The organism is Knoellia sp. LjRoot47 (genome assembly GCF_964253435.1).
Classification (GTDB): Bacteria; Actinomycetota; Actinomycetes; order Actinomycetales; family Dermatophilaceae; genus Knoellia.
Window position 1 is genome coordinate 130837 of record NZ_CAXUQS020000003.1, and the last position, 26668, is coordinate 157504.

The window sequence follows — 26668 nt, forward strand, 5'->3', positions numbered from 1 at the left end:
TGCGGTGCCTGCGTGTGCAGGTGCTGCTCGACTGATTGCCCCATCGGGCTCCTTCGCGCGGTGCCGCGCGTTCTGGGGAACGGCCCAATGGGGCAATCAGTCGTGGGTCCGTCAGATCGCCTCGGTGCCGCGTTCTCCGGTGCGCACCCGGATGACGTCCTCGACCGGCTGGGTCCAGATCTTCCCGTCGCCGATGCGACCGGTCTGGGCCGACTTGAGGATGACGTCGGCGACGCTGGAGGCGTCCATGTCGTCGACGAGCACCTCGAGGCGGAGCTTCGGCACGAAGTCGACGGTGTACTCGGCGCCGCGGTAGACCTCGCTGTGACCGCGCTGGCGGCCGTAGCCGGAGGCCTCGCTGATGGTCATGCCCGAGATGCCGTAGGCCTCCAGGGCCTCCTTCACCGCGTCGAGCTGGTGGGGCTTGATGATGGCGGTGATGAGCTTCATGCCTTGACTCCTTCGGAGGTGAGCTCGTCGGCGTGACGGGCGTCGGTCTGCGGACCGGTCGAGGTGACACCGAGGCGTCCACCGCGGGCCACGAGGTCGTAGCCGGACTCGGCGTGCTCGGCCTGGTCGATGCCGGCCACCTCGTCGTCGTCGGTGACGCGCCACCCGACGGTCGCCTTGAGCGCCAGACCGATGACGGCCGTGACGATCGCGGAGAAGACGAGCGACGCGAGGGCGATGAGGACCTGGACGACGAGCTGCTTGACGCCGTCACCGTAGAACAGGCCGCCCGAGGTGGCGAGCAGGCCTGCACCGACGGTGCCCCAGAGGCCAGCAACCAGGTGGACGCCGACGACGTCGAGCGAGTCGTCGTAGCCGAAGCGGAACTTCAGGCCGACCGCCAGGGCCGCGAGCGCACCGGCGACGGCGCCGAGGACGATCGAGCCGACGGGCGAGAGCGCGCCACAGGCCGGGGTGATGGCGACCAGACCGGCGACGACACCCGAGGCGGCGCCGACCGAGGTGGCGTGGCCGTCACGCACCTTCTCCACGACGAGCCAGCCGAGGATCGCCGCACAGGTCGCGACGGTCGTGTTGACCCAGACGAGGCTCGAGAGGCCGTCGGCGGCGAGCTCGGAACCGGCGTTGAACCCGAACCAGCCGAACCACAGCAGTCCGGCACCGAGCATGACGAGCGGGACGTTGTGCGGCCGCATCGCGGTCTTGCCGAAGCCGAGGCGCTTGCCGACGATGAGGGCCAGGACGAGACCGGCAATACCGGCGTTGATGTGGACGACCGTGCCACCGGCGAAGTCGATCGGCAGGACGTTGGCGACGCCGTCGGTGGCGCCGAAGATCTTGGCTGACAGGCCGCCCTCGGAGCCGCTGAGCAGGCCGCCGCCCCACACCATGTGGGCGACCGGGAAGTAGGCGAGTGTGACCCAGAGGCCGGTGAAGAGCAGCCAGGTCGAGAACTTGGCACGGTCGGCGATGGCGCCGCTGATGAGCGCGACGGTGATGATCGCGAAGGTCAGCTGGAACCCGACGAAGAGGACCTCGGGGATCCACACGTCGGCGCCGAACACGTCGATGATCGCCGTGCCGTTGGCGTCGACCGTGGCTCCGGTCGCGTCACCGACGACACCCTTGAGTCCGAAGTTCTCGAACGGGTTGCCGATGATGCCGCCGATGTTGCTGCCACCGAAGGACATCGAGTAGCCCCACAGCACGTAGACGACGCCGACGACGCCCATGGCGCCGAACGACATCATCATCATGTTGAGGACGGACTTGGCGCGCGTCATGCCGCCGTAGAAGAGGGCGAGGCCGGGCGTCATCAGCAGCACCAGGGAGGCGCAGAGGAGGACGAAGGCCGTCGCCGATGCGTCGATCGCGGGCTCGGCCGCGGCGGGGAGGAGAGTTGGGCTCATGGGGAAGGAGTCTGCGAGCGGGCCGTTTCACCTCGCCTCGCGTTGTGTTACAGCCACGTTGCACCTCGTCGCGTGACGTAAGAAGTGTGTTTCGAGCGCTCCCCGGTCACGAACGACGCCGGTATGCCGGGTGCTCACGTCCGCGGCCCGGCTCGCCGGTGCGAGACTTGGGCCATGGCCGGTTCGATACTGATCTACGACGGTGACTGCGGTGTGTGCACGAAGCTGTCCCGGGTCGTGACCACGACCGTGCGGCGCCGGCAGGGCGACTTCACCGTCTCCGCCTACCAGGATGCCGACCTCCCGAGCCTCGGCCTCACGCCCGAGCAGTGCGACGAGGCCCTGCAGTGGGTCGGCCGTGACGGCCGCGTGAGCTCGGCGCAGGACGCCGTGGCCCGCGTGCTCCTCGCCGGCAAGGCACCCTTCAAGCCGCTCGGCGCGCTCATGCTCGTGCCGGGCGTCAACGCCTTGGCCGGGCTGGTCTACCGATGGGTGGCGCTCAACCGGCACCGGCTCCCGGGCGGGACGCCGGCGTGCTCGCTCCCGGCGGCTCAGCGCCCGAGCTGAGCCTGCGGTCGGCGACCCGCTCCCCCACCCGGGTCCGCGACCACCACGCACGCAGCCGGTCGGCGTACTCCTCGAGCGGCAGGAACGCGAGCATCATCACGAGGTGCGGCCAGAACGCGATCGTGATCGCGGCATACGTCATCGCGTGAAAGGCGAACCACGCCGCAACCGCACGCCGGCGCCACTTCTCCGAGAGCAGGAAGATCACCGGCGCGGTGATCTCCGCCGCCATGAGCACCCACTGGAACCAGTGCAGGGTCCACGGGATCTCGAGGAGCCACTGCGCCCACGGGGTGCCGCGACGGACGACGGCGCGCACCATCGTCGCCGAGTTGACCCACTCGAGGCCGCCGAAGCGGAGCTTGGCCCAGGCCGAGAGGAAGTACGTCGCGACGGCCGCCATCTGCACGGCACGCAGCGCGAAGCCGGCCGCCTCTGACAGGCGCCGGTCCGACAGGTGCGCGATGCCGACGGTCGGCAGCAGCGCCAGCGCCACGACGAAGTCGGCCCGGTCGTGGTCGACCTTGCCGTAGCTGAAGGCGACGTACTGGTACCAGATCCAGCCGACCGCGACGGTCCAGCCGAGCAGCCTCGGCGCCCGACCGGTCATCGCGAGCAGGGCCGCGCCGACGCAGCCCCACTTGAGGACCTCGACGAGGAGCACCGACGCCGGTGGCAGGTGCAGGACCTGGCCCATGACGAGCGGTTCGTACCAGACGGGGTCGGCCTCGCCGTGGTACCAGCCGGAGGTGTGGAGCAGGAGGACGTCGACGACGACGAACGCGAAGACGAGGACGCGCAGCACTGCCACCCGGGCCAGCGGCATCGGTGCGAAGAGCCAGTCGCGCAGCCGGGTCATCGCGCGCTCCACTCGGCGAGCACGTCGGTCTCGACCTCACCCGTGGTCTCGCGCTCGACGACGATGATCTTGTGGCGCACGACCCTGAGCCCCACCCACTGCGGCGCGGAGGGGCGCAACCTGGCGTGGCTCTCGGCGAGGGTGCCGAGCCGTGAGGGGTCGGATTCGATCTGCGGGATCCGACCCTCGACCTCGGCACGGTTGAGCCCGACGTTCTCGGGCGTGAGCCGTGCGGGCACCCAGGTGTCCACGTCGTCGGCGGTGCGGACCTCGATGCCCGTCGACCAGACCGACCCCGTGGCCGCCTGCGACGTCGCGAACATCCGCCACGGGCTGAACGGCCACCAGTGGTCGTTCCCCACGAGCGACCCGGCGCAGAAGAGGACGAGCAGCGCGACGGTGAGCAGCGACCGCCACAGCCGGCTCGGCCCGCTCAGCCGCACCACGTCATGCCTCGTCGCCCCCACGCCCATGGCGGAGAGGGTACGCGCACCCGTGCGCCACCCGTGACGGCTCGCTCAGAAGGCCGAGACGTCGCCCGTCGAACGTTGGGGGCGGCTCAGGGCCCGGACGAGGGCGACCTGGCCGTGCCGCCGCAGGGACACCCCGGTGAGGAGACCGAGCACCGTGTCGACGACGGCCGGCTCGTGCTCGGGGGTGTCGAGCCCGACGCTCGCCGCGAGGTCGTCGCCGTGGACGACCATCTCCATCATCCGGGTCGCGAGGTGCTCGGTCGTCGGCAGCGACCAGCCCTGCCACGGGATGTGGATGACGTCGGGGTCGCGCCGCCGGGCGAGGAGCTCGGGCAGCGCCTCGAGGTGGTCGCGAGCCTGAGCCACCACGGCCTCCTGACCCACCCTCGCCGCCTCGTCGTCGGTGCGGTTCTGCTCGGGGTCGACCTCGCCGCGACGCGACGCCTCGACCCACGGGGCGCGGGTGTAGTGGTCGAGCAGGGCGATGACGGGTGCGTCGGCGGGTGCCGGAGCGGCGAGTCCGCGGGCCACGTGGCCGAGCTGGGCCAGCGTGTGGTGGGTCAGCCCTCCGACGCTCATGCCGGCGCACGCGCTTTCCCGGTCCCAGGCTGCCGCGACCTCCGGGCGGGAGGCGAGCCGCAGGGTCACCTCGCCGCACGCGAGCAGCGCGGCGCCCTGCCTGCGCCGGGCCACGGGGTCGACCGGCACGACCGGGCCGACAGGGGCGTCGGAGCTGTGGGGGGTGCCCTGGACGCCGCCGGTGGCCGGGCCGTCAGGACGGTCGCTGCCCGCCATCAGTCGATGATGGCGTCGACGAAGCCCTCGGGATCGAACGGCGCGAGGTCGTCGGGACCCTCACCGAGCCCGATGAGCTTGACCGGGACCCCGAGCTTGCGCTGGACCGCGACGACGATGCCGCCCTTGGCGGTGCCGTCGAGCTTGGTGAGGACGATGCCGGTGATGCCGACGACCTGGCTGAACACCTCGGCCTGGCGCAGGCCGTTCTGGCCGGTCGTGGCGTCGAGGACGAGCAGGACCTCGTCGATCGGGCTCTGCTTCTCGATGACGCGCTTGACCTTGCCGAGCTCGTCCATGAGGCCGACCTTGTTGTGGAGGCGCCCTGCGGTGTCGATGATGACGACGTCGGCCTCGAGCTCGGCGGCTCCCTTGACGGCGTCGAAGGCCACGGCCGCGGGATCGGCGCCCTCGCGGTCCGAGCGGACCGTGGGCACCCCGACGCGCTCGCCCCAGGTCTGGAGCTGGTCGGCCGCGGCAGCCCGGAAGGTGTCCGCCGCACCGAGGACGACGTCCTTGTCCTCGGCCACGAGCACGCGGGCGAGCTTGCCCACGGTGGTGGTCTTGCCGGTGCCGTTGACGCCGACGACGACGATCACGGCGGGACGTCCGTCGACGCGGGACGAGGCGACCGAACGGTCCATCGAGGGGTCGACGAGCGTCACGAGCTCCTCGCGCAGCCAGCCTCGGACGGTCGCCTCGTCGGCGTTGCCGTGGACCTTGACCTTGGTGCGCAGCGAGTCGACGAGCTCGGTCGTCGCCTCGACGCCGAGGTCGGCGGTGAGGAGCGTGTCCTCGACGTCCTCCCAGGCGGCCTCGTCGAGGTCGCCGCGCGAGAGCAGCGCCAGGAGCCCCTGACCGAGAGCGGTGTTGGAGCGCGCCAGCCGTGCCCGCAGCCGCTGCAGACGGGTCTGCGGCGCCTCCGGGCGCTCGACCTCGGGGACGGTGACCGGCGGGAGCGTCTCCTCGACGGTGTCGTCGGTGGTCGGACCGGGCAGCGTGTCGACGGATCCCTCCGCCCGGTCCTCACGCTCCTCATCGGCCGTCGGGGCAGGCGCGGACGGCGTCGTCGGACGCTCCCGTGGGAGGTCCTTGGTGGCTCCGCCCCGCCCTCGCAGGAAGGTCGCGGCGAGGCCTCCGAGGACGACCAGCAGGCCGACCGCGACGGCGAAGAATTCCCAGAAGGTGTCGATGGCGCTCACGTCGCCATCCTCGCACCCGCCCTCAGAAGATGCGGACCCGCTCGTCCTCGGCGACCCACATGCCGTCGCCCTCCTGGACGTTGAACGCCTCGTGGAACTCGGTGAGGTTGCGCACCGCGTTGGCGCGCAGGTCCATCGGCGCATGCGGGTCGATGGCGAGGAGGCGGACCGCCTCGGCCTCGCGAGCCATGCCGCACCACACCTGCGCCCAGCCGAAGAAGAAGCGCTGGTCGCCGGTCAGCCCGTCGATGACGGGAGCGTCGCTCCCCTCGGTCGAGATCCGGTATGCCGCGTGCCCGATCGTCAGCCCGCCGAGGTCGCCGATGTTCTCGCCGACCGTGAGCGCGCCGTTGACCTTGTGGCCAGGGGCGTCACGCGACTCGAGGGCGTCGAACTGGGCGATCAGCCGCTGCGAGCGCTCGTCGAAGTTCGCCCGGTCGGTGTCGCTCCACCAGTTGCGGAGGTTGCCGTCCTTGTCGTACTGCGAGCCCTGGTCGTCGAAGCCGTGACCGATCTCGTGGCCGATCACGCCACCGATGCCGCCGTAGTTGACGGCGTCGTCGGCGTCCACGTCGAAGAACGGGGGCTGGAGGATGGCCGCAGGGAAGACGATCTCGTTGAGACCCGGGTTGTAGTAGGCGTTGACGGTCTGCGGGGTCATGAACCACTCGTCGCGGTCGACCGGTCCGCCGAGCTTGGCGAGGTTGCGGTCGACCTCGAAGGCCGAGGCCCGGGCGACGTTGCCGACGAGGTCCGCGGCGTCGACCTCGAGCGAGGAGTAGTCGCGCCACCGGTCGGGGTAGCCGATCTTGGGGGTGAACGACCCGAGCTTGGCCAGCGCCTCGCGGCGGGTCTCGACGCCCATCCACTCCAGGCCCTCGAAGTCGCGGCGGAACGCCTCGACGAGGTTGGCCACGAGCTCGACCATCCGCTCCTTGGCGCGCGGCGGGAAGTGCTTCTCGACGTAGAGCTGCCCGACGGCCTCACCGAGCGCGTCTTCGACAAGTCCCACGCCACGCTTCCAGCGGTCGCGGATCTGCGGGACGCCGGAGAGCGTGCGGCCGTAGAAGTCGAAGTTCTCGGCGACGACGGCATCGGCGAGGTAGGGGGCAAGGGCGTGCACGACCCGCCAGCGCAGCCAGTCCTGCCAGGTGGCGATGTCGACCTCGGTGAGCGCCGAGGCCATCGACCGCAGGTGGTCGGGCTGGCGCGCGATGACCTGGTCGAAGGCGCCGGCGGGGGCCTGCGCAGCCGCGAGGTAGGCGTCCCAGTCGACACCGGGGGTCAGCTCGGCCAGACCGTCACGGTCGACGAGCGTGTAGGTCTTCACCGCGTCGCGGTTGGCGACCTGGTCCCAGTGGGAGGCCGCGATGCGGGTCTCGAGGTCGACGACCCGGTCGGCGGCAGCGGCGGCCGCGTCACCGGCATACACACCGGTGAGGGTGAGCATCCGCGCGAGGTGACCCGGGTACGCCGCACGGATCGCCGCGTGCTGCGGGTCGCGGTAGTAGGCCTCGTCGGGAAGGCCGATGCCGCCCTGCTCGAGGTAGACGACGTAGCGGCTGGAGTCGCGGTCGTCGGTGTTGACGATGGGGTGGACGAGCCCGTCGACCCCGGCGCGCAGGAACCTGCCGAGCGCCGCCATGACGTCGCTCGGGCTCGACACGTCGTCGATCGCGGTGAGGAAGGGCGCCAGGGGCGCGGCGCCGAGGTCCTCGATGCGGGCCTCGTCCATGAACGAGGTGTAGAGGTCACCGACCTTGCGTGCGACGGTGCCGGCCTCGGGGCTGCCATCGGCGACCTGCGTGATGATGTCGCGGACGCGCTCCTCGGCCTTCTCGCGCAGCTGGTCGAAGCTGCCGTAGCGGCCGCGGTCGGCGGGCATCTCGGTCTGCTTGACCCAGGTGCCGTTGACGTGTCCGAAGAGGTCGTCCTGGGGGCGGACCGTGGGGTCGCCGGCAGTGAGGTCGATCCCCGAGCGCATCAGGAACGCGCGCCGGCGTCGGCGTGGACTGCGGGCGCGTCGGGGGCACCGTCGACCGGGCGAGCCTCGGCGGCGGGGCCGCCCTCGGCCGGTGCGGCCTCGTCGTCTCGCTCGAGGCGCTGGCGGGCCGACTGCTGGCGTTCCTTGAGCGCGATGACGACCTCCTCGCCCTTGGGCGTGAGGATGTCGCGCCCCTGTCGCCGGGCCGGGATCGCCACGAGGGCGACGACGGCGAGGGCGAGTCCGACGCAGATGAGCATGCCGATGATGAGGGCGACCATGCCTCAAGGGTGTCCTATGAGGACCCGACCTATCAAAACGACACCCCGCGCGTGGTCAGGGCGCGCGCCCCACCGCCGCACGACGTAGGCTCGCCCGGTGACCCTGACGACCCCGCACGCGGCCCCCGAGCGCCGCCGTCGCAGGCTTCCCGTGGGCTTCGAGATCCTGCTCGCCGTGGTCGTCGTCGCGCTGGTCCAGAGCTTTGTCGTCAAGCCGTTCGGCGTGCCGTCGCAGTCGATGGAGGAGACGCTGCGCATCGGCGACCGGATCGTCGTCAACCGCACCGACTCCACCGTGGAGCGCGGCGACGTCGTCGTCTTCTCGCACGGTGAGAACTGGCAGGACGCCCGGCTCCGGCCGACCGGCAACGTCGTCAAGGACGCGGTGCGCAAGGTCGGGGACGTCACCGGCATCGGTCCGTCGAGCTCGGCCTACACGGTCAAGCGCGTCATCGGCATGCCCGGCGACCGGGTGCGGTGCTGCGACTCGCAGGGCCACGTCGTCGTCAACGGCGACGCGCTCGACGAGGACTACGTCTTCGAGGACCACGAGTTCCGTCCGTCCGACCTCACCTGCGAGACCTCGCCGCGGTCCTCACGCTGCTTCCCCGAGATCCGCGTCCCGTCCGACCGGCTGCTCGTCCTCGGTGACCACCGGTCGCAGTCGGCCGACTCCGTCGTCAACTGCCGTGGCGGCACCGAGGCCGAGGGCTGCGCGCGGTTCGTCCCGATGAACCGTGTCGTCGGCCCCGTGGTCTTCCGCATCTGGCCGCTCAGCACGTTCGGCTTCGTCAACCAGCGCTGACCCGGCCCCTCAGGCGGTGGCGGCGACGTCGCGGATGCGCTGCGAGACCACGGTGGTGATGCCGTCGCCGCGCATGCTCACGCCGTAGAGGGCGTCGGCGATCTCCATCGTCTTCTTCTGGTGGGTGATGACGATGAGCTGGCTGCTGTCGCGCAGCTCCTCGAAGAGCGTGATGAGCCGGCCGAGGTTGGTGTCGTCGAGGGCGGCCTCGACCTCGTCCATGATGTAGAACGGGCTGGGCCGCGCCTTGAAGATCGCGACGAGCAGGGCCACCGCGACGAGCGAGCGCTCGCCACCGGAGAGCAGCGACAGGCGCTTGACCTTCTTGCCGGGCGGACGCGCCTCGACCTCGATGCCGGTCGTGAGCATGTCGGCGGGGTCGGTGAGGACGAGCTGTCCCGAGCCGCCCGGGAAGAGCCGCTGGAAGACGCGCTCGAACTGCTCCGCGGTGTCGTGGTAGGCCTGCGTGAAGACCTGCTCGACCCGCTCGTCGACCTCCTTGACGATGTCGAGGAGGTCGCGCTTGGACTTCTTGAGGTCCTCGAGCTGTTCGGTGAGGAACTTGTGCCGCTCCTCGAGCGCCGCGAACTCCTCGAGCGCCAGCGGGTTGACCCGACCCAACGCCGACAGTCCGCGCTCGGCCCGGCGCAGCCGCTTCTCCTGGTCGTCGCGCACGAACGCCGAGGGCATCGGCACGTCGCCCTGGTGGTCGGGCCCGGCGATGAACGGGATCGGCTGGTGCGGTCCGTAGTCCTCCATGAGGACGTCCGGATCCATCCCCAGCTCCTCGACCGCCTTGGTCTGGAGCTGCTCGATCCGGGCGACCTGGCGTGCACGGGCGACCTCGTCACGGTGGGCGGAGTCGGTGAGGTCGCGCAGCTCGTCCTGGTGCGTGCCCATCTCGGTGCGCAGCTCGCGGACGGCGGCGTCGCGCCGGGTGCGCTCGACCTCGGCCTCGTCGCGCAGCCGCGCGGCCCGGACCAGCGCGGTCGCCATCCGTTCGGTCGCGTATGCCGCGGCCTGGCTCACCGCGTCGGCGATGGTCGCCTCTCGACGGCGGCGCTCCTGGCGCTGGCGGAGCTTCTCGCGGGCCTGGATCTCGTTGCGGGCAGCGCCCTCGAGCGAGTCCGCGCGTCCCTTGAGCGAGCGGGCCCGCTCCTCCTTGGTGCGCAGGGTGAGGCGCAGCTCGGTCTCGGCGGTACGGGCGCGGCTGGCGGCGAGCTCGAGAGCGTCGCGCTCGTCGGTCGAGGGTTCCTCGGACTCGGTCGGCTCGCCGCTGGCCTCCTCGAGACGCGCCGACAGGGCGGCCTCCTCGAGGCGGTCGGTCTCGAGCGCGGACTCCGCGTCGGCGATGGTGCGTTCGGTGCGCTCGACCTCGGCGCGGCTCGTGCGGATCGTCGACTGGAGACCGCCGAGCTGCTCGGCGACGGCGGCCATGCGGGCGTCGCTGTCGTGCAGCGCCTCGAGGGCGGCCTCGACACGGGCCGTGACGGAGGCGGCCTTCTCGCGCTCGGCGACGAGGGCGAAGCGGGCCTGCTCCCCCTTGGTCGTCGCGGCGGCTGCTGCCGACTGGGCGTCCTCGAGCGCCGACTGGACCTCGAGGAGCGACTGGCCGCTGCTCGAGCCGCCGCGGACCCACCCCGGAGCGAAGACGTCGCCGTCGGCGGTCACCGCGGTGATGCCTTCACCCCGGGCGACGAGTGCGAGGGCGTGCTCCGCGCTCGGCACGAGGGCGACGAGGTCGAGCAGCTGCTCGACGGCCGGACGCACGGAGCCGGGAGCGTCGACGACGTCACGCGCCCAGACGGCCGAGCCGTCGAGCGCGGGCCAGCGCGAACGGTCCGACGGGGCGGCGGTGTCGCCGACGAGCAGGGTGGCGCGGCCGTGGTCCTCCTCGCGGAGGGTGGTGACCGCACGGGCGGCGTCCTGGGCGGTGCCGACGGCGAGCGCCTCGGACGCCCAGCCGAGCGCTGCCGCGACGGCACCTTCGTGCCCGCCGCTCACCTGGAGCAGCGAGGCGACGGTGCCGACGATGCCGTGGTCACGGTCGCCGTCCCCGGAGCCCTCGGACGCGGCGAGCAGCGCGGCCGCGCCGTCCTTGCGGCGCAGGCTCAGCTCGAGCGCCTCGACGCGGGCGGCGGCGGACGAACGCTCGCGCTCGGCCTCGCGCTCGACGGTCTCGAGCTCGGCGATCCTGGTCTCGACGGTGGCGAGCTCCTCGGCGGCGGTCTCGTAGGCGCTGTCGAGGCCCTCCTCGCCCTCCTCGTCGTGGGCGACCGTGCCCTCGAGTCGGGCGAACTCCTGCTCGGCCTCCGTCGCACGCGCCAGCGAGGCCTCGATGATCCCGCGGAGCCGGCCGATCTCGGCCTCCCCCGCCTCGATCCGGCTGCGTCGCGCACCGACCTGGCCGGCGAGCTTGGCCAACCCCTCGCGACGGTCGGCGGCAGCGCGAGCCAGACGCGACAAGCGTTGCTGCTCACCGGCATACGCGCTCTCGGCTGCTTCGCGGGCGGTGACGGCGGCGGCGAGCTGCTCGGCCGCGGTGGCGACCTCGGCGGCGAGCTTCTGCTCGGCCTCGCGGGCCTGGGCGGCTTGGGCGCGCAGCTCCTCGGGGTCGCGTCCCGAGGTCGTCTCGTCGACGTCGTCCTGGCTGAGCAGTCGCACGCGCTCACGGGCCACCGAGGCCGTGGACTCGAGGCGGTCGCGCAGCGACTGGAGCCGGACGAAGCGGTCCTGCGAGCGCCCCAGCTCGGGAGCGGCGTCGGCGGCCTGGCGCTCGATCTCAGTGATCCGCGAGCGCAGCGACTCGAGGGCGTTCTCGACGGTCGTGCGGCGCTCGATGAGCGCGGTCTCGTCCGCGACCTCCTGCTCGAGGGTCGACGTGAGCTGGACGAGGTCGTCGGCGAGGAGGCGGAGCCGGGCGTCGCGCGCCTCGGCCTGGATCACGGCGGCCTTGCGCGCGGCCTCGGCCTGGCGACCGAGCGGGCCGAGCTGGCGCCGGATCTCGCCGGTGAGGTCGTGGACGCGGGTGAGGTTGGCCTCCATCGCGTCGAGCTTGCGCAGCGCGCGCTCCTTGCGCTTGCGGTGCTTGAGGACGCCGGCGGCCTCCTCGATGAAGCCGCGACGCTCCTCGGGGGTCGCGCGGAGCACGGCGTCGAGCTGGCCCTGCCCGACGATGACGTGCATCTCGCGGCCGATGCCGCTGTCGGAGAGGAGCTCCTGGATGTCGAGGAGGCGACTGGGAGTGCCGTTGATGGCGTACTCGGAGCCGCCGTTGCGGAACATCGTCCGGGTGATCGTCACCTCGGTGTAGTCGATCGGCAGCGCACCGTCGGTGTTGTCGATCGTCAGGCTCACCTCGGCGCGGCCGAGCGGCGGGCGACCGGCGGTGCCCGCGAAGATGACGTCCTCCATCTTGCCGCCGCGCAGCGTCTTGGCGCCCTGCTCCCCCATGACCCAGGCGAGGGCGTCGACGACGTTGGACTTGCCGGAGCCGTTGGGTCCGACGATGCACGTGATGCCGGGCTCGAGCCGCATGGTCGTGGCCGAGGCGAAGGACTTGAACCCCTTGAGGGTCAGGCTCTTGACGTACACGCGGTGGCTCTCGGTTCTTCTGGGGACATGCGGACGGGACGACGCCGTCACTGTACCGGCGGGGGCACGGCCCGCCCGGGACGTGCGGGAGACCCTGCGTTGCCTGTGACGGCAGTGGCTGGTGGGACTCCGACGCCGGTGAGGGCGGTCAGCCCTTGGCGATCGACTCGTGGTGGTGGATGACCTCGGCGATGACGAAGTTGATGAACTTCTCGGCGAACTCCGGGTCGAGCCCGCTCTCGTCGGCCAGCGCCCGCAGCCGAGTGATCTGGCGCTCCTCGCGGGCAGGGTCGGCGGGCGGCAGGCCCTCGGTCGCCTTGAGCTCACCGACCTGCTGGGTGCACTTGAACCGCTCGGCGAGCAGGTGTACGAGGGCCGCGTCGATGTTGTCGATGCTCGACCGGAGGCGGACCAGCTCGGGAGGGACGTCGCTCATCGACCCATCGTAGGAACGTGCGCCGCTCCGGGTCCCCCACGTCCCACGACCCGGTATGCCGGACCGTTCGAGCACGGTGCCCGCGGCCACCTGCCGGGGTTCCGCTCACCTCTCGACGAACCCCGTGACGCCGGCACGGGGCTCGCTCTCCAGGGGCGTGGACACCGAGACGACGGACCCCGGACGGTGCCTCGTCGACGGCTCCTCGGACAGGAGCCGGACGAGCCGCTCGACGGCGCCACGCGACCCCTGGGCCACGACCTCGACCCGCCCGTCGTCGGTGTTGCGGGCCGAGCCGGCGAGGCCGAGCTCGAGGGCACGGGCACGCGTCCACCAGCGGAACCCTACGCCCTGCACGCGCCCCCGCACGCTCACGGTGACGCGGACCGGCTGCAGGCCGTCGTCGCGAGGGTCCAGGCTGGTCTCCATGGCGCCGATCGTAGGTCGCCCCCTTCCCAGCGCGCCTCCACGCCCCTGTCGGTGGGCCTCCATAACCTGAGGGCATGAGCGTGGACAGCCCGTCGATCGGGCCCGGGGCCGCGACCTCCGCACCCCCGCCGGGCGCGGCCGCATCGCGTCCGGGCGGCCGCATCCCCGGTCTCGACGGCCTGCGCGCGGTGGCGATCGTCGCCGTGCTCCTCTTCCACCTCGACCCGCGCTGGCTGCCCGGCGGGTTCCTGGGCGTCGACGTCTTCTTCGTCATCTCCGGGTTCCTCATCACCACGCTGCTCGTGCGCGAGCACGCCCGCGAGGGTCGGGTCGACCTGCGCGGCTTCTGGACCCGCCGCGCCCGCCGCCTGCTCCCCGCGCTGCTCGTCCTCGTCCCGAGCGTCATCCTGCTGGCCCGAGTCGCCGAGAGCGACCTGCTCGTCGGCATCGGCCGGCAGTCGCTCGGGGCCCTGACCTTCACGAGCAACTGGCTCGAGATCGCCGCCGGGTCCGACTACTTCCACAGCACCGCGCCGCAGCTCCTCATGAACCTGTGGTCGCTCGCGGTCGAGGAGCAGTTCTATCTCGTGTGGCCGGTGGTTGCGCTCGTGCTGCTGCGTCTCGCCCCCTCGTCCCGGGCGCGGGCCGGCGTCGCCGTCGCCCTCGCCGTCACCTCGGCCGTCCTCATGGCCGTGCGCTTCGACCCCTCGCTCGGGGCGACCCGCGTCTACTACGGCACCGACACCCACCTCATGGGCCTCATGCTCGGAGCGGCGCTGGCGTTCGCGTGGGCCGCGCCGCACCGGGCCTGGACATCGACCCCGGGGTGGCAGCGGGTCCGCGTTCCCGTCGTCGCCGGCGCGGCCGTCGTGCTCGTCGCGCTCGTCGGCCTGCTCGACGAGTCGACGGCGTTCACCTTCCGCGGCGGCATCCTGCTCGCCTCGCTCGCCACCGCCGTCCTCGTGCTCGGAGTCATCGAGCGGCCCACTCCCCTGCGCTCGGTGCTCGACCTGCCCGTGCTGCGCTGGGTCGGCGAACGCTCCTACGGCCTCTACCTCTGGCACTGGCCGGTCATCCTCATCGTCGAGGCCGACCTCGCCTGGGCCGAGCGCACCGCCGACGACTACCTCTGGTCGCGCCTGTGGTGCGTCGTCGTCACCGTGGCCGTCGCGGACCTGTCCTACCGCTTCATCGAGACCCCTGTCCGTCGTCGCGGCTTCCGGGGCACGGCGCGCCACGCGCTCCACACGATCCGGTACGCCGGCACCCGCACCGCGCGTGTCGTCTGGGCGAGCATCGCTGTGCTCGCCGTCGCCCTCACCGCCGTCCTGCTCACCGCGCCGACCCGCACCCGCGTCGAGCAGATCCTCGACGCCAACGCCGCTGCGGCCCGGGTCGGGCCGAGCGCTGCCGCCTCGGGTGGCACGACCGGCTCCGGCACCACGGGGGCGACGCCGGCGCCACCGAAGTCCGCCGCCTCGACGAGGCCTGCGGCGGGAAAGCAGACGTGGGCGATGCCCACCGGCGCCGAGATCGACGGCTATGGCGACTCGATGATGGTCGGCAGCGTCCACGCCCTGCGCTACTACTTCCCCGGCATCCGCATGGACGCCCGCTCCAACCGGCAGTGGTCCGAAGGGCTCAAGGTCGTCACCGCACGTGGCGCCGGCACCCGTCGGGCCGTCGTCCTTGCCCTGGGCACCAACGCCGGCACCGACCTCGACACGGCACGCGCCACGCTCGACGCCCTCGGTCCCGACCGCATGGTCGTGCTCGTCACCCTGCACGGCAAGCTCAACCGGATCGCCGGCGACAACGCCGCCCTGAGGGAGCTCGCCAAGGGCCGCGACAACGTCGCCGTCGCCGACTGGGACGCCGCGCTCGACGACACCACCGGGCAGCTGCAGTCCGACGGCATCCACCCCTCGCTCGTCGGCGCCCACCTCTACGCCAAGACGATCCGGCAGGCGTTCGCGGACCTGAGCGAACGGCATACGGGACGAGCCGTGACGCTCAAGGAGCTCCCGCTCCCGTGACGACGCCCGACCACGGCGACCGCGTCACCCGGCCCGGGTCCGGTGACGTCGAGACCCACCTCGCCGGCATCGTCCCCGCACGACGGCGTGAGGACGCACAGTCGGTCGTGGCCCTGATGCGCGAGGTCACCGGCGCCGAGCCGGTGATGTGGGGCAGCTCGATGGTCGGCTTCGGCCGCCAGCCCTACACCACCGCCGACGGCAGGCAGCGCGAGTGGTTCGCGGTCGGGCTCGCCGCCCGCAGGGCGGCGCTCGTCCTCTACGGCCTCACCCTCGGGGGGTCGCACGCCGAGCTGCTCGAGCAGCTCGGTCCGCACACGACCGGCAAGGGCTGCCTCTACCTCAAGGCCCTCGACGCGGTCGACCCCAGCGCGCTGCGCGCCCTCATCGCGCTGTCGTGGGCCGAGAACCACGCGGACGCGGTTGACAGCGCGGACAGCTGAACGACGAGCGGTTCATGAACTGCTCGCGCCGGATCGGGGTTCCGCACCGGTCGCACGGCTCCCCCTCCTGGCCGTAGGCGTGCAGCGACCGGTCGAAGTAGCCGGAGGCACCGTTGACGTTGACGTAGAGCGCGTCGAAGCTCGTCCCGCCCTCGAGCAGTGCCGCCGCCATGACATCGCGAGCGTGGTCGAGGATGCGTGAGATCGTCGGCTTGGTGAGGCTGCTCCCGGGGCGCTCCCCGTGGACCTGCGCGCGCCACAGCGCCTCGTCGGCATAGATGTTGCCGACGCCCGAGACGACGCCCTGGTGCAGGAGCATCCGCTTGACCGCGCTGTCGCTCGCCTTGATGCGACGGACCACGGCGGCCTGGTCGTAGGCCGTCTCGAAGGGGTCGGGTGCGATGTGCCGGATCTGGTGAGGCACGCCGTCGTCGCCGAGCTCGTCCAGCGCGAAGCCGCCGAAGGTGCGCTGGTCGACGAATCGCAGCTCGGGGTCGCCGTCCGCGAAGGTGAACCGGGCGTGCAGGTGCTTCTCGTCCGGTGCCTCGCTCGACTCGACGAGCAGCTGGCCGCTCATGCCGAGGTGAGCGATGAGACCGATCGCCGAGACCGACTCGCGGTCGGTCTCGTCGCGGTCCTCGGCGAGGACGAGCCAGAGATACTTGCCTCGCCGCCGTGCCTGAAGGACCGTCGACCCCGCGATCCGGTCGGCGAGGTCGGCCGGGCCCGGGACGTGCCGGCGCGCGACGCGGGCGCCGGTGAAGGAGGCCGTGGTGATGCGGCGTCCGACGACGTGGTCAGCCAGACCGCGTCGGACGACCTCGACCTCGGGCAGCTCGGGCACGGGTGCAGTCGCTCGCGGTCAGCCGAGGTCTGGCAGCGGGGCGGTCGAGAGGCCGTCGCCGTGGCGGTCGCGCAGCGCCTGCCACGCCTGGGCGGCGGCCTGCTGCTCGGCGTCCTTCTTCGTGCGACCGACGCCGCTGCCGTGCTCGACGCCGTCGACGAGCACCTGGGCGGTGAACGTCTTGGAGTGCTCGGGGCCCTCCTCCTGCACGGAGTACTCGACCGGACCGGCGGAGTGCAGGGCGCAGATCTCCTGCAGGCTGGTCTTCCAGTCGAGTCCGGCGCCGAGGGTGGCCGACCGCGCCATGAGCGGGTCGAGCAGGTGGTGCACGAGCTCGGCGGCGGCGGGCATGCCGGCGCTGGAGTAGGTCGCACCGATGACGGCCTCGACGGTGTCGGCGAGGATCGAGTCCTTGTCGCGACCGCCCGTGGACTCCTCACCCCGACCGAGCAGGAGGTAGTCCCCGAGCCCGAGGGTGCGCCCCACCGCCGCGAGGGCACGCATGTTGACCACGGCGGCCCGCAGCTTGGCGAGCTGGCCCTCGGTGAGGTCGGGGTGCGTCGTGTAGAGCGTGTCGGTGACGACGAGGCCGAGCACCGAGTCCCCGAGGAACTCGAGGCGCTCGTTGTGCGGGATCCCCCCGGCTTCGTACGCGTACGACCGATGTGTCAGGGCACGACCGAGCAGCGCCTCGTCGATGTCTCCACCAGTCACCTCGGTGAGGTGCTGGTGGAGCTCATCGACGGGGCGCAGCGGCGTGAGCGCCGCAGGGCGCTGCGTGCCCCTCCCCATGAGGAGTGGGCTCAGCCCTGGTGCTCGGTGCGCTCGGCCACGCCGTACTGGCGGCCGTTGTAGCTGCCGCAGGACGGGCAGGCCACGTGCGGCTGCATGGGGGCCTTGCACTGGGGGCACGTGGTCAGGGTGACCGGCGTGGCCTTCCAGTTGGCACGGCGGTGGCGCGTGTTGGAGCGCGACGTCTTCCGCTTCGGAACAGCCACGTCAGGTCCTCTTCTCTGTCTGCTTCGCGGACGGCTCGGACCCGAGGTCCGTGAGCGCCGCCCACCTGGGGTCGATCACGTCATGTGCGTGACCCGGGTCCTCCGCGAGGTGGATTCCGCATTCGGAACACAACCCCGGGCAGTCCGGGCGACACACGGGCTGGAACGGCAGTGCAGGCACCACCGCGTCCCGGAGCACCGGCTCGAGGTCGATGAGACCGTCCTCGATGAGGTACTCCCCGGCTGCGTCCTCGTCGCCCACCTCCTGGTGGTGGGCGTTGCGATCGGCGTAGGCGAACAGTTCCTGGAACCGGGCATCCACGTCGTGGCTGATCGGGTCCAGGCACCGCACGCAGGCGCCGGTCGCCGTTCCTTGGACCGAACCGGTGACCAGGACGCCCTCGACGACGGACTCGAGCCGCACGTCCAGGTCCAAGGGTTCCCCCTCGGCGACGCGCAGCACCTCCGTGCCGAACTCGGCTGGTGCCTCGACCTCACGAGAGAGCTCCGCCATCGAGCCGGGTCGCCGGCCGACCTCCTTGGTGTCGAGCACCAGAGGAGACCGAGGATCGAGACGGTTCATTTCCTCATGCCTAGGTCGAGTGGTTCGGTCGGTCGTCACGGCTGACGCAGACCGAAGGTCAAAGGTACCGGAGGGGGTGCCGCCTGCCCAAATGCGGTCAGCCGTCGCTCCCGGTGCGTCCGTACCGGTGGTCACCTTCTCGACCACTCCTGCGGACGCCGTCGTATGCCGGCCCATGCAGAGCATGGGACCCGCGCCCACCCCGCGCGGGTCAGGCGCCGGTGGCGAACTTCGCCTTCAGTGCGCCGAGGACCTCGTCGGGGACGAGCCCGGCGACGTCTCCCCCGAACCGCGCGACCTCCTTGACCAGCGAGCTCGACACGTGCTCGAGGTCGGGCGCCCCGGGCAGGAACACCGTCTCGACCCCGGTGAGATGCCGGTTCATGAGCGCCATCGGGAGCTCGTAGGCGAAGTCGGTGCCGCCCCGCAGCCCCTTGACGATGACGTCGGCGCCGACGTCGCGGCACACGTCGACGAGCAGGCGTCCGGCGAAGGCCTCGACCCGCACGTGCGCGGCGGCCTCGGCGGGCAGGGCCCGCTCGATGAACCCGATCCGCTCCTCGACGTCGAACGTGCCGGACTTCGCCGGGTTGTGCAGGACGGCGACGACGACCTCGTCGTAGAGCGCTGCGGCCCGGACGAGGACGTCGACGTGCCCGACGGTGATCGGGTCGTACGAGCCCGGGCAGACGGCGCGCCTGATGTTGTCGCTCACGCGCGTCACCCTACTGACTGGGACGTCGCCGGCCCGGGCCGCCGCACCTCAGTCCCTGGCCTTCTCCTTGGAGGCCTCCTCGACCTCCTTGGCCTCCTCCTTGGCGTCCTCCTTGATCGCGTCGGCCTCCTCGCGCGCCTTCGGCGAGGCGAGGACGCCCTCCTTCTCCGCGCGGCGGACCAGGGCCTGCACCTGCTCGAGGCTGGCGCAGCCCTGCTCGAGCAGCTCGTTGCGCCGGGTGGCCCAGGCGACGCCCAGCTCGGCGCGCACGTCCTCCGCGACGTCCTCGCGCGCCGGGTTGACGATCGTCTGCTCCTCCTCGTTGGCGTGGTGGTTGAGGACGGTGGCGAGCTCCTCGAGGGCGTTGTCGTACTTCTCGGTGTCGGTGCCCTTGGCCTCGAGGAAGGCGACGAGCGCCTCGTTGATCTCGGCGTGCTCCTCCTCGCCGTGCTCCTTTTCGTGCTCCCCGATGGCCCCCTTGGTGCGCAGGGTCGGGTAGACCTTCTCCTCCTCGGCCTCGCCGTGGGCCACGATGAGCTCGGCAAGTGCCGTGCGTGCCGCGGCGCGGTCGGAGTCGTTGCGGCGGGCCTCACGGATGAGGTCCTCGAACAGACGGTGATCGGCCAGGATGAGGTCGAGGACGTCACCACTGGTCGGACGGGGGATCTCGTAGTCGCTCATCCCCGCATTCTGGCTGATCAGAAGCGCTTTCGGGTCACTGGGACCCGACGGTCCGGACGGCGTACCAGATCACGGTCTCGCCGTACTTCTTGACGCGTTCGGGCACGAGCCCCTCGGGCCAGGTCGGCTCAGCCGAGCGCTTCGAGCGTTCGACGACGACGAGCGCGTCGTCGTCGAGCCAGCCCCGCTCGACCAAGGTCGCGAGGTTGCCGGCGAGGGCCTCCTCGCCGAGGTCGTAGGGCGGGTCGAGGAAGACGAGGTCCAGCGGCCGCGGGGCGCCACCGAGCGCCGACGCCACCGTCATCGGCAGGACGGTGGCGCGCAGACCGAGCCGGCCCGCGTTGTCCCTGATGACCGACGCCGCCGGCCGGTCCGACTCGACGAGCGTGACCTCGGCCGCGCCACGGCTGGCGGACTCCAGACCGAGGGCGCCGGAGCCGGCATACAGGTCCATGACGCGCGCGCCGGCCAGCGCGTCACGCGCCTCAAGCGCCGAGAAGAGCGCCTCGCGGACGCGGTCGCTCGTCGGACGCGTCCCGCGACCGGGTGGGGTCCGGAGCTCTCGGCCACCGGCGGTGCCGGCGATGATGCGGGTCACGTCCTCATCCTCGTTCCAGGTATGCCGCCTGCTCGGCGTCGACCCGCGCCGAGACGAGCGCGGCGAGCCGGGGGTGGGCGGTGAGGTCGGGGTCGTCGGTGACGACGCCGTGGGCGTCCTCGCGCGCGGCCTCGATGAGGTCCTCGTCCTCGAGGACATGGAGGAACTGCAGCTGGCTGCGCACACCGTGCTGCGACGAGCCGAGGATGTCTCCTTCGCGACGCTGCCGCAGGTCGATGCGGGACAGCTCGAAGCCGTCGGTCGTCGCGGCGACCGCGTCGAGCCGCTCGTGGGGTGTGTCGGGGGCTCCGGCGTGGACGAGCAGGCAGAGTCCGGGGAGGCCACCACGACCGACCCGGCCGCGGAGCTGGTGCAGCTGGGAGACCCCGAAGCGGTCGGCGTCCATGACGACCATGACGCTGGCGTTGGGGACGTCGACGCCGACCTCGATGACGGTCGTCGACACGAGCACGTCGATCTCGCCGACGGCGAACGCGCGCATCACGGCGTCCTTGTCCTCCGCGGGGAGACGACCGTGCAGGATCTCGATGCGCAGCCCGGCGAGTGCGGGGTTGGCGACGAGGTCGGCGTGGACGCGGTGCACCGAGGCGAGCGGGCGCGGCGGGGCCTCACGGTCGCCGTCGCCGTCGTCGGGTCCGCCGTCGTCACCGGGGTCGGCGTCGCCGCCGTCGACCCCGCTGCTCGGGTCGGCGTCGAAGATCTCTGTGTCGTCGTCGGGCTCGTCGTCGTCGCCGATGCGCGGGCAGACGACGTAGGCCTGACGACCTTGCGCCACCTCCTCGGCGACGCGCACCCACGTGCGCTGCAGCCAGCCGGGCTTGCCCTCGGGGACGACGTGCGTCGTGATGGGCGCGCGCCCGGCGGGCAGCTCGCTCAGTGTCGACGTCTCCATGTCGCCGAAGACCGTCATGGCGACGGTGCGCGGGATCGGGGTGGCCGTCATGACGAGGACGTGGGGAGGCTGGGCAGCCTTGCTGCGCAGCGCGTCGCGCTGCTCGACACCGAACCTGTGCTGCTCGTCGACGACGACGAGGGCAAGGTCCTGGAAGCTCACGTGCTCCTGGATGAGGGCATGGGTGCCGATGACGATGCCCGCGTCGCCGCTGGCGATGTCGAGCATGGCCTTGCGCCGCGACGCCGTTGGCATGCTGCCGGTGAGGAGCGTGACGCGGGTGCCGATGTCGCTCCCGCCGAGCATCCCGCCTTCGGCGAGGTCGCCGAGCATCGCGGTGATCGAGCGGTGGTGCTGGGCGGCGAGGACCTCGGTGGGTGCGAGCAGGGCTGCCTGTCCGCCGGCATCGACCGCGGCGAGCATCGCCCGCAAGGCGACGACGGTCTTGCCGGAGCCGACCTCTCCCTGCAGCAGCCGGTGCATCGGCACGTCGCGGGCCATCTCGGTGGCCAGGGTCTCGCCGATCTCACGCTGGCCGTCGGTGAGGCTGAACGGGAGCCGGGCGTCGAACGCGTCGAGCAGCCCACCGGGTCGGGGCACGCGGGCCTTGGTCGACTCCTGCGCCTGCCGGGCGCGGCGCTGCGCGAGGGCGACCTGGAGGACGAACGCCTCCTCGTAGGACATGCGTCGGCGCGCAGCATCCACCTCGGAGGTCGACGCCGGTGTGTGGATGCCGCGCAGCGCCGCGGTGCGGTCCATGAGGTCGCGCCGGTCGAGGATCGGCTCGGGGATCGCCTCGGGAGTCTCGTCGAGCAGGTCGAGCACCATCCGCACGCACTCGGTCACCGTCCACGTGTGGAGGTTGCCCACGGCGCGGTAGATCGGGATGAGGTCGCGACGCTCGCCACGGTCGAAGTCGCTGAGCAGCGAGTAGCCGGGGTGCGCGAGCTGGAGCCGGTTGTTGAACGACGACACCTTGCCGGCGAACAGCGCCCGGGTGCCCGGCACGAGCTTGCCCTCGTGGCCGTGCGCCGAGAAGAAGGTGATCTCGAGGTCCTTGCTGCCGTCGGTGATGACCGCCTGGAGCATGCGACCCCGTCGGGCCTTCATCGTGCGCGTCGTCGCCGACTTCACCTCGGCCACAGCGACGATGTAGGAGCCGATCGTCGCGGCGGCGAGGTTGCTCTCGGGCGACTGGTAGCGCCGGGGCCAGTAGCCCAGGAGGTCGCCGACGGTGGTGATGCCGCGTGCGGTCCGGAACTTCGTGGCCTCGCGCTTGCCGAGGACCTTGGAGAGCGGGGTGGTCTCCGAGTACACCGGGCTACTCCACCCCCAGGAGCAGGGGGTAGACCTGCTGTCCGCCGTCGAGGCGGACGACCTCGACCTCGGCGTGGTCCTTGGCGAGGTGGTCGGCGACGGCGTCGACAAGGGCGTCGTCGGCGTCGACCCCGGACACGAGTGTCACGAGCTCTCCGCCGCCGGACAGGAGCCGGTCGAGCACCTCGTTGGCCGTGGCTGCCAGGTCGTCGCCGATGAGGGCGACATCGCCGCTGACGATGCCCAGCACGTCGCCCACCGAGACCGGCCCGGCCCACGTGAGCACCTCGCGCGAGGCGATCGACACGGCACCGTGACGGGTCGAGACGGCTGCGTCCGTCATCGCGATGGCGTTCTCGCGCAGGCCTCGGTCGAAGTCGACGACGGCGAGGGCGGCCAGGCCCTGGACCGCGGTGCGCGCCGGGACGATCGCGGTGACGAGCCCGTCCTCGTCGGCGGCGCGGCAGGCGACCTCGGCCGCCATGAGGGTGTCCTTGTCGTTGGGCAGGACGACCACGGAGGCGGCACCGGTGGACCGGATCGCCTCGAGCAGCTGCCCTGCGGAAGCTCGTGCGCCGGGGGCGCTCGTGACGACGAACGCGCCGGCGTCCTCGAGGACGGCCGCCATGCCGGGGCCGGCGGCGCAGGCGACGACGGCGAACCGCTGCGGCTCGCGGGCCGCCACCTGGGTCGCGAAGTGCGTGACCTTGATGCGGTGGGGCCGTCCGGCGTCGAGCCCGGCCTCGATGGCCGCACCGACGTCGTCGACGTGGACGTGGACGTTCCAGAGCTCCGGGCCGCCGACGACGAGCAGAGAGTCGCCGAGCCCGTCGAGGGCCGTGGTGAGTCGACCGACCCGGTCGGCGTCGCTGTCCTCGAGGAGGTACATCACCTCGAACGCGGGGCCGTCGATGCCGACGGGGAGCGGGTCCATCCGGTCGTCGCCCCCGGGGCGCGGTCGGCTGGCCTGCGCCGACCCGCTGCCGGCAGCGCCGTCGGAGTGCCACGACGAGCGGGGCAGGAGCAGGTCCTCGGTCGCCTGCTGGAGGGAGCCGCTCTCGTCGGTCCACGAGCCGGTGAGGGCCCGGTGCAGCGCCTCGACCATGAGCAGGCACCCGGCGCCACCGGCGTCGACCACTCCTGCTTGGGCGAGGGTCGGGAGCTGCTCGGGCGTGCGCGCCAACGCCTCCTCGGCCGCCGCCACACCGGCCGCTGCCACCGCGACCGCGTCGCCACCACCGTCGGCGGCCTCGCGCGCCGCCTCGGCCAGCGCGTCGGCGACGCTGAGGATCGTGCCCTCCTGCGGGTGCGCGACGCTGGCCCGGGCCAGCTCCGCGCCACGGGTGACCGCGCGGGCGAGGGCGGGTCCGTCGACCTCGGCGAGGTCCTCCTCGACGATCACCGCGCTGATGCCCGCGACGATCTGGCTGACGATGACGCCCGAGTTGCCGCGCGCGGACATGAGCAGGGCTCGCGAGAGCGTGCGTGCCTCGTCGACGAGAGACGCCGATCCGAGGATCCCCCGGTCCGCGTGCTCGCGGCGCACCTCGCCCATCGCGGCGTCCATGGTGAGGTAGAGGTTGGTGCCGGTGTCGCCGTCCGGGACGGGGAAGACGTTGAGGTCGTCGATCTCGGTGCGCCTCGCCGCGAACGCGGCGCGGGTCAGGGCTCCCCAGAGGCGGGCTGCGTCGGCATCGAGAACGGCTGGCACGGTGGCAGGCTATCGGGCGGCTCCGACGCGTTTTGGAGCCACACCCGAACTCGGCTACTCTTGAGCGGTTCCGCGTGAGCCCCATCCGGGGCGGGCACCGGAATCCACTGACCTGAGACGGCTGGCCATCCAGTCGGTCTCGTTTGACACCTGACTTCAAGGAGATCCACCGTGGCTGCCAACTGCGATGTCTGCGGCAAGGGACCCGGCTTCGGCCACAGCATCTCGCACTCGCACCGCCGCACCAAGCGTCGCTGGAACCCGAACATCCAGCGCGTGAAGGCTCTCGTCGGCGACAAGGGCGTGACGCCGAAGCGTCTCAACGTCTGCACGTCCTGCCTCAAGGCCGGCAAGGTCAAGCGCTGACCCCCTAGCCGTACCCGAGAGGGCGCCGTCCGGACTTCCGGTCGGCGCCCTCTCGCATGCCCGGGTTCGCGACGCACGGCCGGCCACTTCGGATGGGAACAGCGCACTTCGCAGCACAACCGTTCCCGCCTCCAGTGCGACCAACCCACTTCGGGCGGGAAAGTCGGGACGAGAGTGATGGGGCGGGAGGGGTATGCCGGTCAGCCGGCGAAGTGGTCCCAGCCGGTCACGCTCGGCACGGCTCCACCGACGGTGACCCGCGGCCCCTCGGCGCCGGCCTCGACGACCCGGCCGATGACGGTCCACGGCGCGTGCGGGTCCTGCGGCACGGCTCCCTCGGGGAAGGTCGCGAGCAGCGAGTGCTCCTCGCCACCGGAGAGCACCTGGCGCCACCCCGCGTCGTCGCCCAGCGCCAGATCGACCGGCCCGGCGAGGAACTCGCGACGGAGGACGTCCTCGTCGAGCGCGAGCTCGACGAAGCTGGCGGCGGCGATCCGACCACCGTCGCGCACGAGCCCGTCGGAGAGGTCGATCATCGAGGTGGCTCCGGCGTCCGCCGCCACGGGTCCGGACTCGAACGGCGGCCGGGGCGACCGGTGGAACCACATGAGCAGCGACGCGGCGGCATCGACGCGGGCGAGGTGACGACCCCTCACCGGTGCCGAGATCGGGTCCTGCGCTCCCCCGGCATACAGGGAGAGACCGGCACCGGACCACCCGAGCGAGCCGCACACCGCGACGACGTCACCGGGCCGGGCACCGGAGCGGAGGACGGGCGCGCGACCCTGCAGGTCGCCGAACGCCGTGAGCGCCACGACGACGACACCCTCGGGCGCGGACGAGAGGTCTCCCCCGAGCACCGGACACCCGGCGTCCTCGGCCCCGTCGGCGATTCCCCGGGTGAGGTCGAGGACCCAGTCGAGCTCGGTGCCGGGGTCGGCGGCGACCGAGACGAGCAGACCGGTCGGCACGGCCCCCATGGCGCCGATGTCCGCGACGTTCTGGGCGACGACCTTGAGGCCCACGTCGTGACCGCTCGACCAGTCGTCGCGCCAGTCCCGTCCGCGCACCATCGAGTCGGTCGACAGGACGATCGACCCGCTCGTCGCGAGCACGGCGGCGTCGTCACCGGGTGGCACGACGACCCCGGAGCCGGCGTGCGGGCTGTCCCCGAACATCGGGATGATCCGCGCGAGCAGATCGGACTCGCTCACCGAGCCGATCGTGATGTGCGCGACCACACTTCCACCTCCTGAGCCACCCGCGACGTGTGAACTCCCGGCACGGTACCGTGCAGACACCGCCGCCCCGGCGACGGTCGACGCAGGACGAAAGATCTCAGACGGAGCGGCTCCGCTCCCACGACAGTGAGGTGGCATCCAGTGGTCCAGGCCTACATCCTGATTCAGACCGAGGTCGGTCGCGCGGCCGCCGTGGCCCAGGCGATCGCGGCGATCCCGGGAGTGGCGCTCGCCGAGGACGTCACCGGTCCCTACGACTGCATCGCGCGCGTCGAGGCCGAGACGGTCGACGAGCTCGGCAAGCTCGTCATCGCCAAGATCCAGGAGGTCGAGGGCATCACCCGCACCCTCACCTGCACGGTGGTGCACGTCTGAGCGTGCCTCCACGGAAGCGTTCGACGACGGCGGTGGCGCTCGGCGCCACCGCCGTCGTCATGCTGTCCGGCTGCTCGTCGGCCGTCGAGATCGCGGCCGCTCCCCTCGCAGGCGGCGAGGTATGCCGTTCCGCCGCCTCCGCCTGGCCCGACCAGGTCGGTGCCCAGGAGCGACGCGAGGTGTCCGACGCGAGTGCCGGTGCGGCATACGGCGATCCGGCGATCATCGCGAGGTGCGGTGTCCCCGCTCTCGGTCCGACCACGGACGACTGCATCGAGGTCGACGGTCTCGGCTGGGTGGCCCAGCCGCTCAGCGACGGCACGAGGTTCACGACGTTCGGGCGTGACCCCGCCATCGAGGTGCTCATCCCCAAGGACTACGCGCCAGAGCCGCTGCTGCTCCCGGCGTTCAGCAAGGCCGCGCAGTCCCTGCCCACGAACGACCTCGCCTGCCGCTGACCATCCCTTCTCGCGACTTATTGCCCGAATGGGACACGCGGATGAAGCCTCCGGCCGACGCGCGCGTCCCATTCGGGCAATAAG

The 26668-nt window shown here is 72.0% G+C and carries 28 protein-coding genes; 7 read left to right on the forward strand and 21 right to left on the reverse strand.

Features of this window, described 5'->3' with window-relative positions; genetic code table 11:
* Positions 1-111: 111 nt before the first annotated feature.
* On the reverse strand, positions 112-450 hold the full coding sequence (locus ACSQ11_RS17185; RefSeq protein ID WP_436007769.1) for a P-II family nitrogen regulator: 339 nt from the start codon (positions 448-450) through the stop codon (positions 112-114).
* Positions 447-1880, reverse strand: coding sequence for an ammonium transporter (locus ACSQ11_RS17190; RefSeq protein WP_436007771.1), 1434 nt, complete (start codon positions 1878-1880; stop codon positions 447-449). Before ACSQ11_RS17190 ends, ACSQ11_RS17185 begins: the two co-directional genes overlap by 4 nt.
* A 174-nt stretch (positions 1881-2054) precedes the next feature.
* On the opposite strand from ACSQ11_RS17190, the gene ACSQ11_RS17195 reads away from it, so the two are divergent.
* Complete coding sequence (locus tag ACSQ11_RS17195; protein WP_436007773.1) at positions 2055-2447, forward strand: thiol-disulfide oxidoreductase DCC family protein; 393 nt, start codon at positions 2055-2057, stop codon at positions 2445-2447.
* Here the strand turns inward: ACSQ11_RS17195 and ACSQ11_RS17200 are convergent.
* The 6 genes from ACSQ11_RS17200 to ACSQ11_RS17225 are packed head-to-tail and all read right to left on the reverse strand — an operon-like array spanning position 2380 to position 8041.
* Entirely contained in the window at positions 2380-3306 is a 927-nt protein-coding gene (locus ACSQ11_RS17200) for a hypothetical protein (RefSeq protein ID WP_436007775.1), read from the reverse strand. The two genes, ACSQ11_RS17195 and ACSQ11_RS17200, sit on opposite strands and share 68 nt — an antisense overlap.
* A complete protein-coding gene (locus ACSQ11_RS17205; protein ID WP_436007777.1) occupies positions 3303-3779 on the reverse strand; it encodes a hypothetical protein in 477 nt (158 codons plus the stop codon). The genes ACSQ11_RS17200 and ACSQ11_RS17205 overlap by 4 nt, the downstream gene beginning before the upstream one ends.
* Positions 3780-3824: 45 nt before the next feature.
* Entirely contained in the window at positions 3825-4574 is a 750-nt protein-coding gene (locus tag ACSQ11_RS17210; protein ID WP_436007779.1) for a maleylpyruvate isomerase N-terminal domain-containing protein, read from the reverse strand.
* On the reverse strand, positions 4574-5776 hold the full coding sequence (ftsY, locus tag ACSQ11_RS17215; RefSeq protein WP_436007781.1) for a signal recognition particle-docking protein FtsY: 1203 nt from the start codon (positions 5774-5776) through the stop codon (positions 4574-4576). Before ftsY ends, ACSQ11_RS17210 begins: the two co-directional genes overlap by 1 nt.
* A 22-nt stretch (positions 5777-5798) precedes the next feature.
* Positions 5799-7760 carry a M13 family metallopeptidase gene (locus ACSQ11_RS17220; protein WP_436007783.1) on the reverse strand — a complete coding sequence of 654 codons (1962 nt, stop codon included), beginning with the start codon at positions 7758-7760 and terminating at the stop codon, positions 5799-5801.
* A complete protein-coding gene (locus ACSQ11_RS17225; RefSeq protein ID WP_436007785.1) occupies positions 7760-8041 on the reverse strand; it encodes a hypothetical protein in 282 nt (93 codons plus the stop codon). Before ACSQ11_RS17225 ends, ACSQ11_RS17220 begins: the two co-directional genes overlap by 1 nt.
* 97 nt (positions 8042-8138) lie before the next feature.
* Here ACSQ11_RS17225 and lepB point away from each other — a divergent pair, with 97 nt between their 5' ends.
* Positions 8139-8846: a signal peptidase I gene (lepB, locus tag ACSQ11_RS17230; RefSeq protein WP_436007787.1), complete on the forward strand. Its 708-nt coding sequence runs from the start codon at positions 8139-8141 to the stop codon at positions 8844-8846.
* Between the two features lie 9 nt (positions 8847-8855).
* Here the strand turns inward: lepB and smc are convergent, their stop codons facing one another.
* The 3 genes from smc to ACSQ11_RS17245 all read right to left on the reverse strand — a co-directional run bounded on the left by smc (position 8856) and on the right by ACSQ11_RS17245 (position 13305).
* Entirely contained in the window at positions 8856-12440 is a 3585-nt protein-coding gene (gene smc / locus ACSQ11_RS17235; RefSeq protein ID WP_436007789.1) for a chromosome segregation protein SMC, read from the reverse strand.
* A 148-nt stretch (positions 12441-12588) separates the two neighbouring features.
* Positions 12589-12876, reverse strand: a complete 288-nt coding sequence (locus tag ACSQ11_RS17240; RefSeq protein ID WP_436007791.1) for a chorismate mutase — start codon at positions 12874-12876, stop codon at positions 12589-12591.
* Positions 12877-12981: 105 nt separating this feature from the next.
* Positions 12982-13305, reverse strand: a complete 324-nt coding sequence (locus ACSQ11_RS17245) for an acylphosphatase (RefSeq protein WP_436007793.1) — start codon at positions 13303-13305, stop codon at positions 12982-12984.
* Positions 13306-13379: 74 nt separating this feature from the next.
* On the opposite strand from ACSQ11_RS17245, the gene ACSQ11_RS17250 reads away from it, so the two are divergent.
* Positions 13380-15341 carry an acyltransferase family protein gene (locus ACSQ11_RS17250; protein ID WP_436007795.1) on the forward strand — a complete coding sequence of 654 codons (1962 nt, stop codon included), beginning with the start codon at positions 13380-13382 and terminating at the stop codon, positions 15339-15341.
* The gene (locus tag ACSQ11_RS17255) at positions 15338-15784 is read left to right on the forward strand and encodes a DUF1801 domain-containing protein (RefSeq protein ID WP_436007797.1); all 447 of its coding nucleotides are present in this window, start codon (positions 15338-15340) and stop codon (positions 15782-15784) included. Before ACSQ11_RS17250 ends, ACSQ11_RS17255 begins: the two co-directional genes overlap by 4 nt.
* Here the strand turns inward: ACSQ11_RS17255 and mutM are convergent.
* The 9 genes from mutM to ACSQ11_RS17300 all read right to left on the reverse strand — a co-directional run bounded on the left by mutM (position 15726) and on the right by ACSQ11_RS17300 (position 24144).
* Entirely contained in the window at positions 15726-16628 is a 903-nt protein-coding gene (gene mutM, locus ACSQ11_RS17260) for a bifunctional DNA-formamidopyrimidine glycosylase/DNA-(apurinic or apyrimidinic site) lyase (protein WP_436007799.1), read from the reverse strand. The two genes, ACSQ11_RS17255 and mutM, sit on opposite strands and share 59 nt — an antisense overlap.
* 18 nt (positions 16629-16646) lie before the next feature.
* The gene (rnc, locus tag ACSQ11_RS17265; RefSeq protein WP_436007801.1) at positions 16647-17420 is read right to left on the reverse strand and encodes a ribonuclease III; all 774 of its coding nucleotides are present in this window, start codon (positions 17418-17420) and stop codon (positions 16647-16649) included.
* Positions 17421-17431: 11 nt separating this feature from the next.
* The gene (gene rpmF / locus ACSQ11_RS17270) at positions 17432-17626 is read right to left on the reverse strand and encodes a 50S ribosomal protein L32 (protein ID WP_436007803.1); all 195 of its coding nucleotides are present in this window, start codon (positions 17624-17626) and stop codon (positions 17432-17434) included.
* A 1-nt stretch (position 17627) separates the two neighbouring features.
* Positions 17628-18209 (reverse strand): YceD family protein, encoded by a 582-nt coding sequence (locus ACSQ11_RS17275; protein ID WP_436007996.1) that lies wholly within the window; start codon positions 18207-18209, stop codon positions 17628-17630.
* A gap of 211 nt (positions 18210-18420) precedes the next feature.
* Complete coding sequence (coaD, locus tag ACSQ11_RS17280) at positions 18421-18924, reverse strand: pantetheine-phosphate adenylyltransferase (protein ID WP_436007805.1); 504 nt, start codon at positions 18922-18924, stop codon at positions 18421-18423.
* Between the two features lie 48 nt (positions 18925-18972).
* Positions 18973-19605, reverse strand: coding sequence for a hemerythrin domain-containing protein (locus ACSQ11_RS17285; RefSeq protein WP_436007807.1), 633 nt, complete (start codon positions 19603-19605; stop codon positions 18973-18975).
* A 34-nt stretch (positions 19606-19639) separates the two neighbouring features.
* Positions 19640-20203 (reverse strand): 16S rRNA (guanine(966)-N(2))-methyltransferase RsmD, encoded by a 564-nt coding sequence (gene rsmD / locus ACSQ11_RS17290; protein WP_436007809.1) that lies wholly within the window; start codon positions 20201-20203, stop codon positions 19640-19642.
* 4 nt (positions 20204-20207) lie between these two features.
* Positions 20208-22433 carry an ATP-dependent DNA helicase RecG gene (locus ACSQ11_RS17295; protein WP_436007811.1) on the reverse strand — a complete coding sequence of 742 codons (2226 nt, stop codon included), beginning with the start codon at positions 22431-22433 and terminating at the stop codon, positions 20208-20210.
* Between the two features lie 4 nt (positions 22434-22437).
* Positions 22438-24144 carry a DAK2 domain-containing protein gene (locus ACSQ11_RS17300; protein WP_436007813.1) on the reverse strand — a complete coding sequence of 569 codons (1707 nt, stop codon included), beginning with the start codon at positions 24142-24144 and terminating at the stop codon, positions 22438-22440.
* Positions 24145-24315: 171 nt separating this feature from the next.
* Between ACSQ11_RS17300 and rpmB the strand changes: the two genes are divergently transcribed.
* Positions 24316-24510 carry a 50S ribosomal protein L28 gene (gene rpmB / locus ACSQ11_RS17305; protein WP_009778186.1) on the forward strand — a complete coding sequence of 65 codons (195 nt, stop codon included), beginning with the start codon at positions 24316-24318 and terminating at the stop codon, positions 24508-24510.
* Positions 24511-24710: 200 nt separating this feature from the next.
* Here the strand turns inward: rpmB and thiL are convergent, their stop codons facing one another.
* A complete protein-coding gene (thiL, locus tag ACSQ11_RS17310) occupies positions 24711-25724 on the reverse strand; it encodes a thiamine-phosphate kinase (RefSeq protein WP_436007816.1) in 1014 nt (337 codons plus the stop codon).
* A gap of 168 nt (positions 25725-25892) precedes the next feature.
* Here thiL and ACSQ11_RS17315 point away from each other — a divergent pair, with 168 nt between their 5' ends.
* On the forward strand, positions 25893-26126 hold the full coding sequence (locus tag ACSQ11_RS17315; RefSeq protein WP_147061664.1) for an Lrp/AsnC ligand binding domain-containing protein: 234 nt from the start codon (positions 25893-25895) through the stop codon (positions 26124-26126).
* Positions 26127-26128: 2 nt separating this feature from the next.
* A complete protein-coding gene (locus ACSQ11_RS17320; RefSeq protein ID WP_436007818.1) occupies positions 26129-26584 on the forward strand; it encodes a DUF3515 family protein in 456 nt (151 codons plus the stop codon).
* Positions 26585-26668 lie beyond the last annotated feature (84 nt).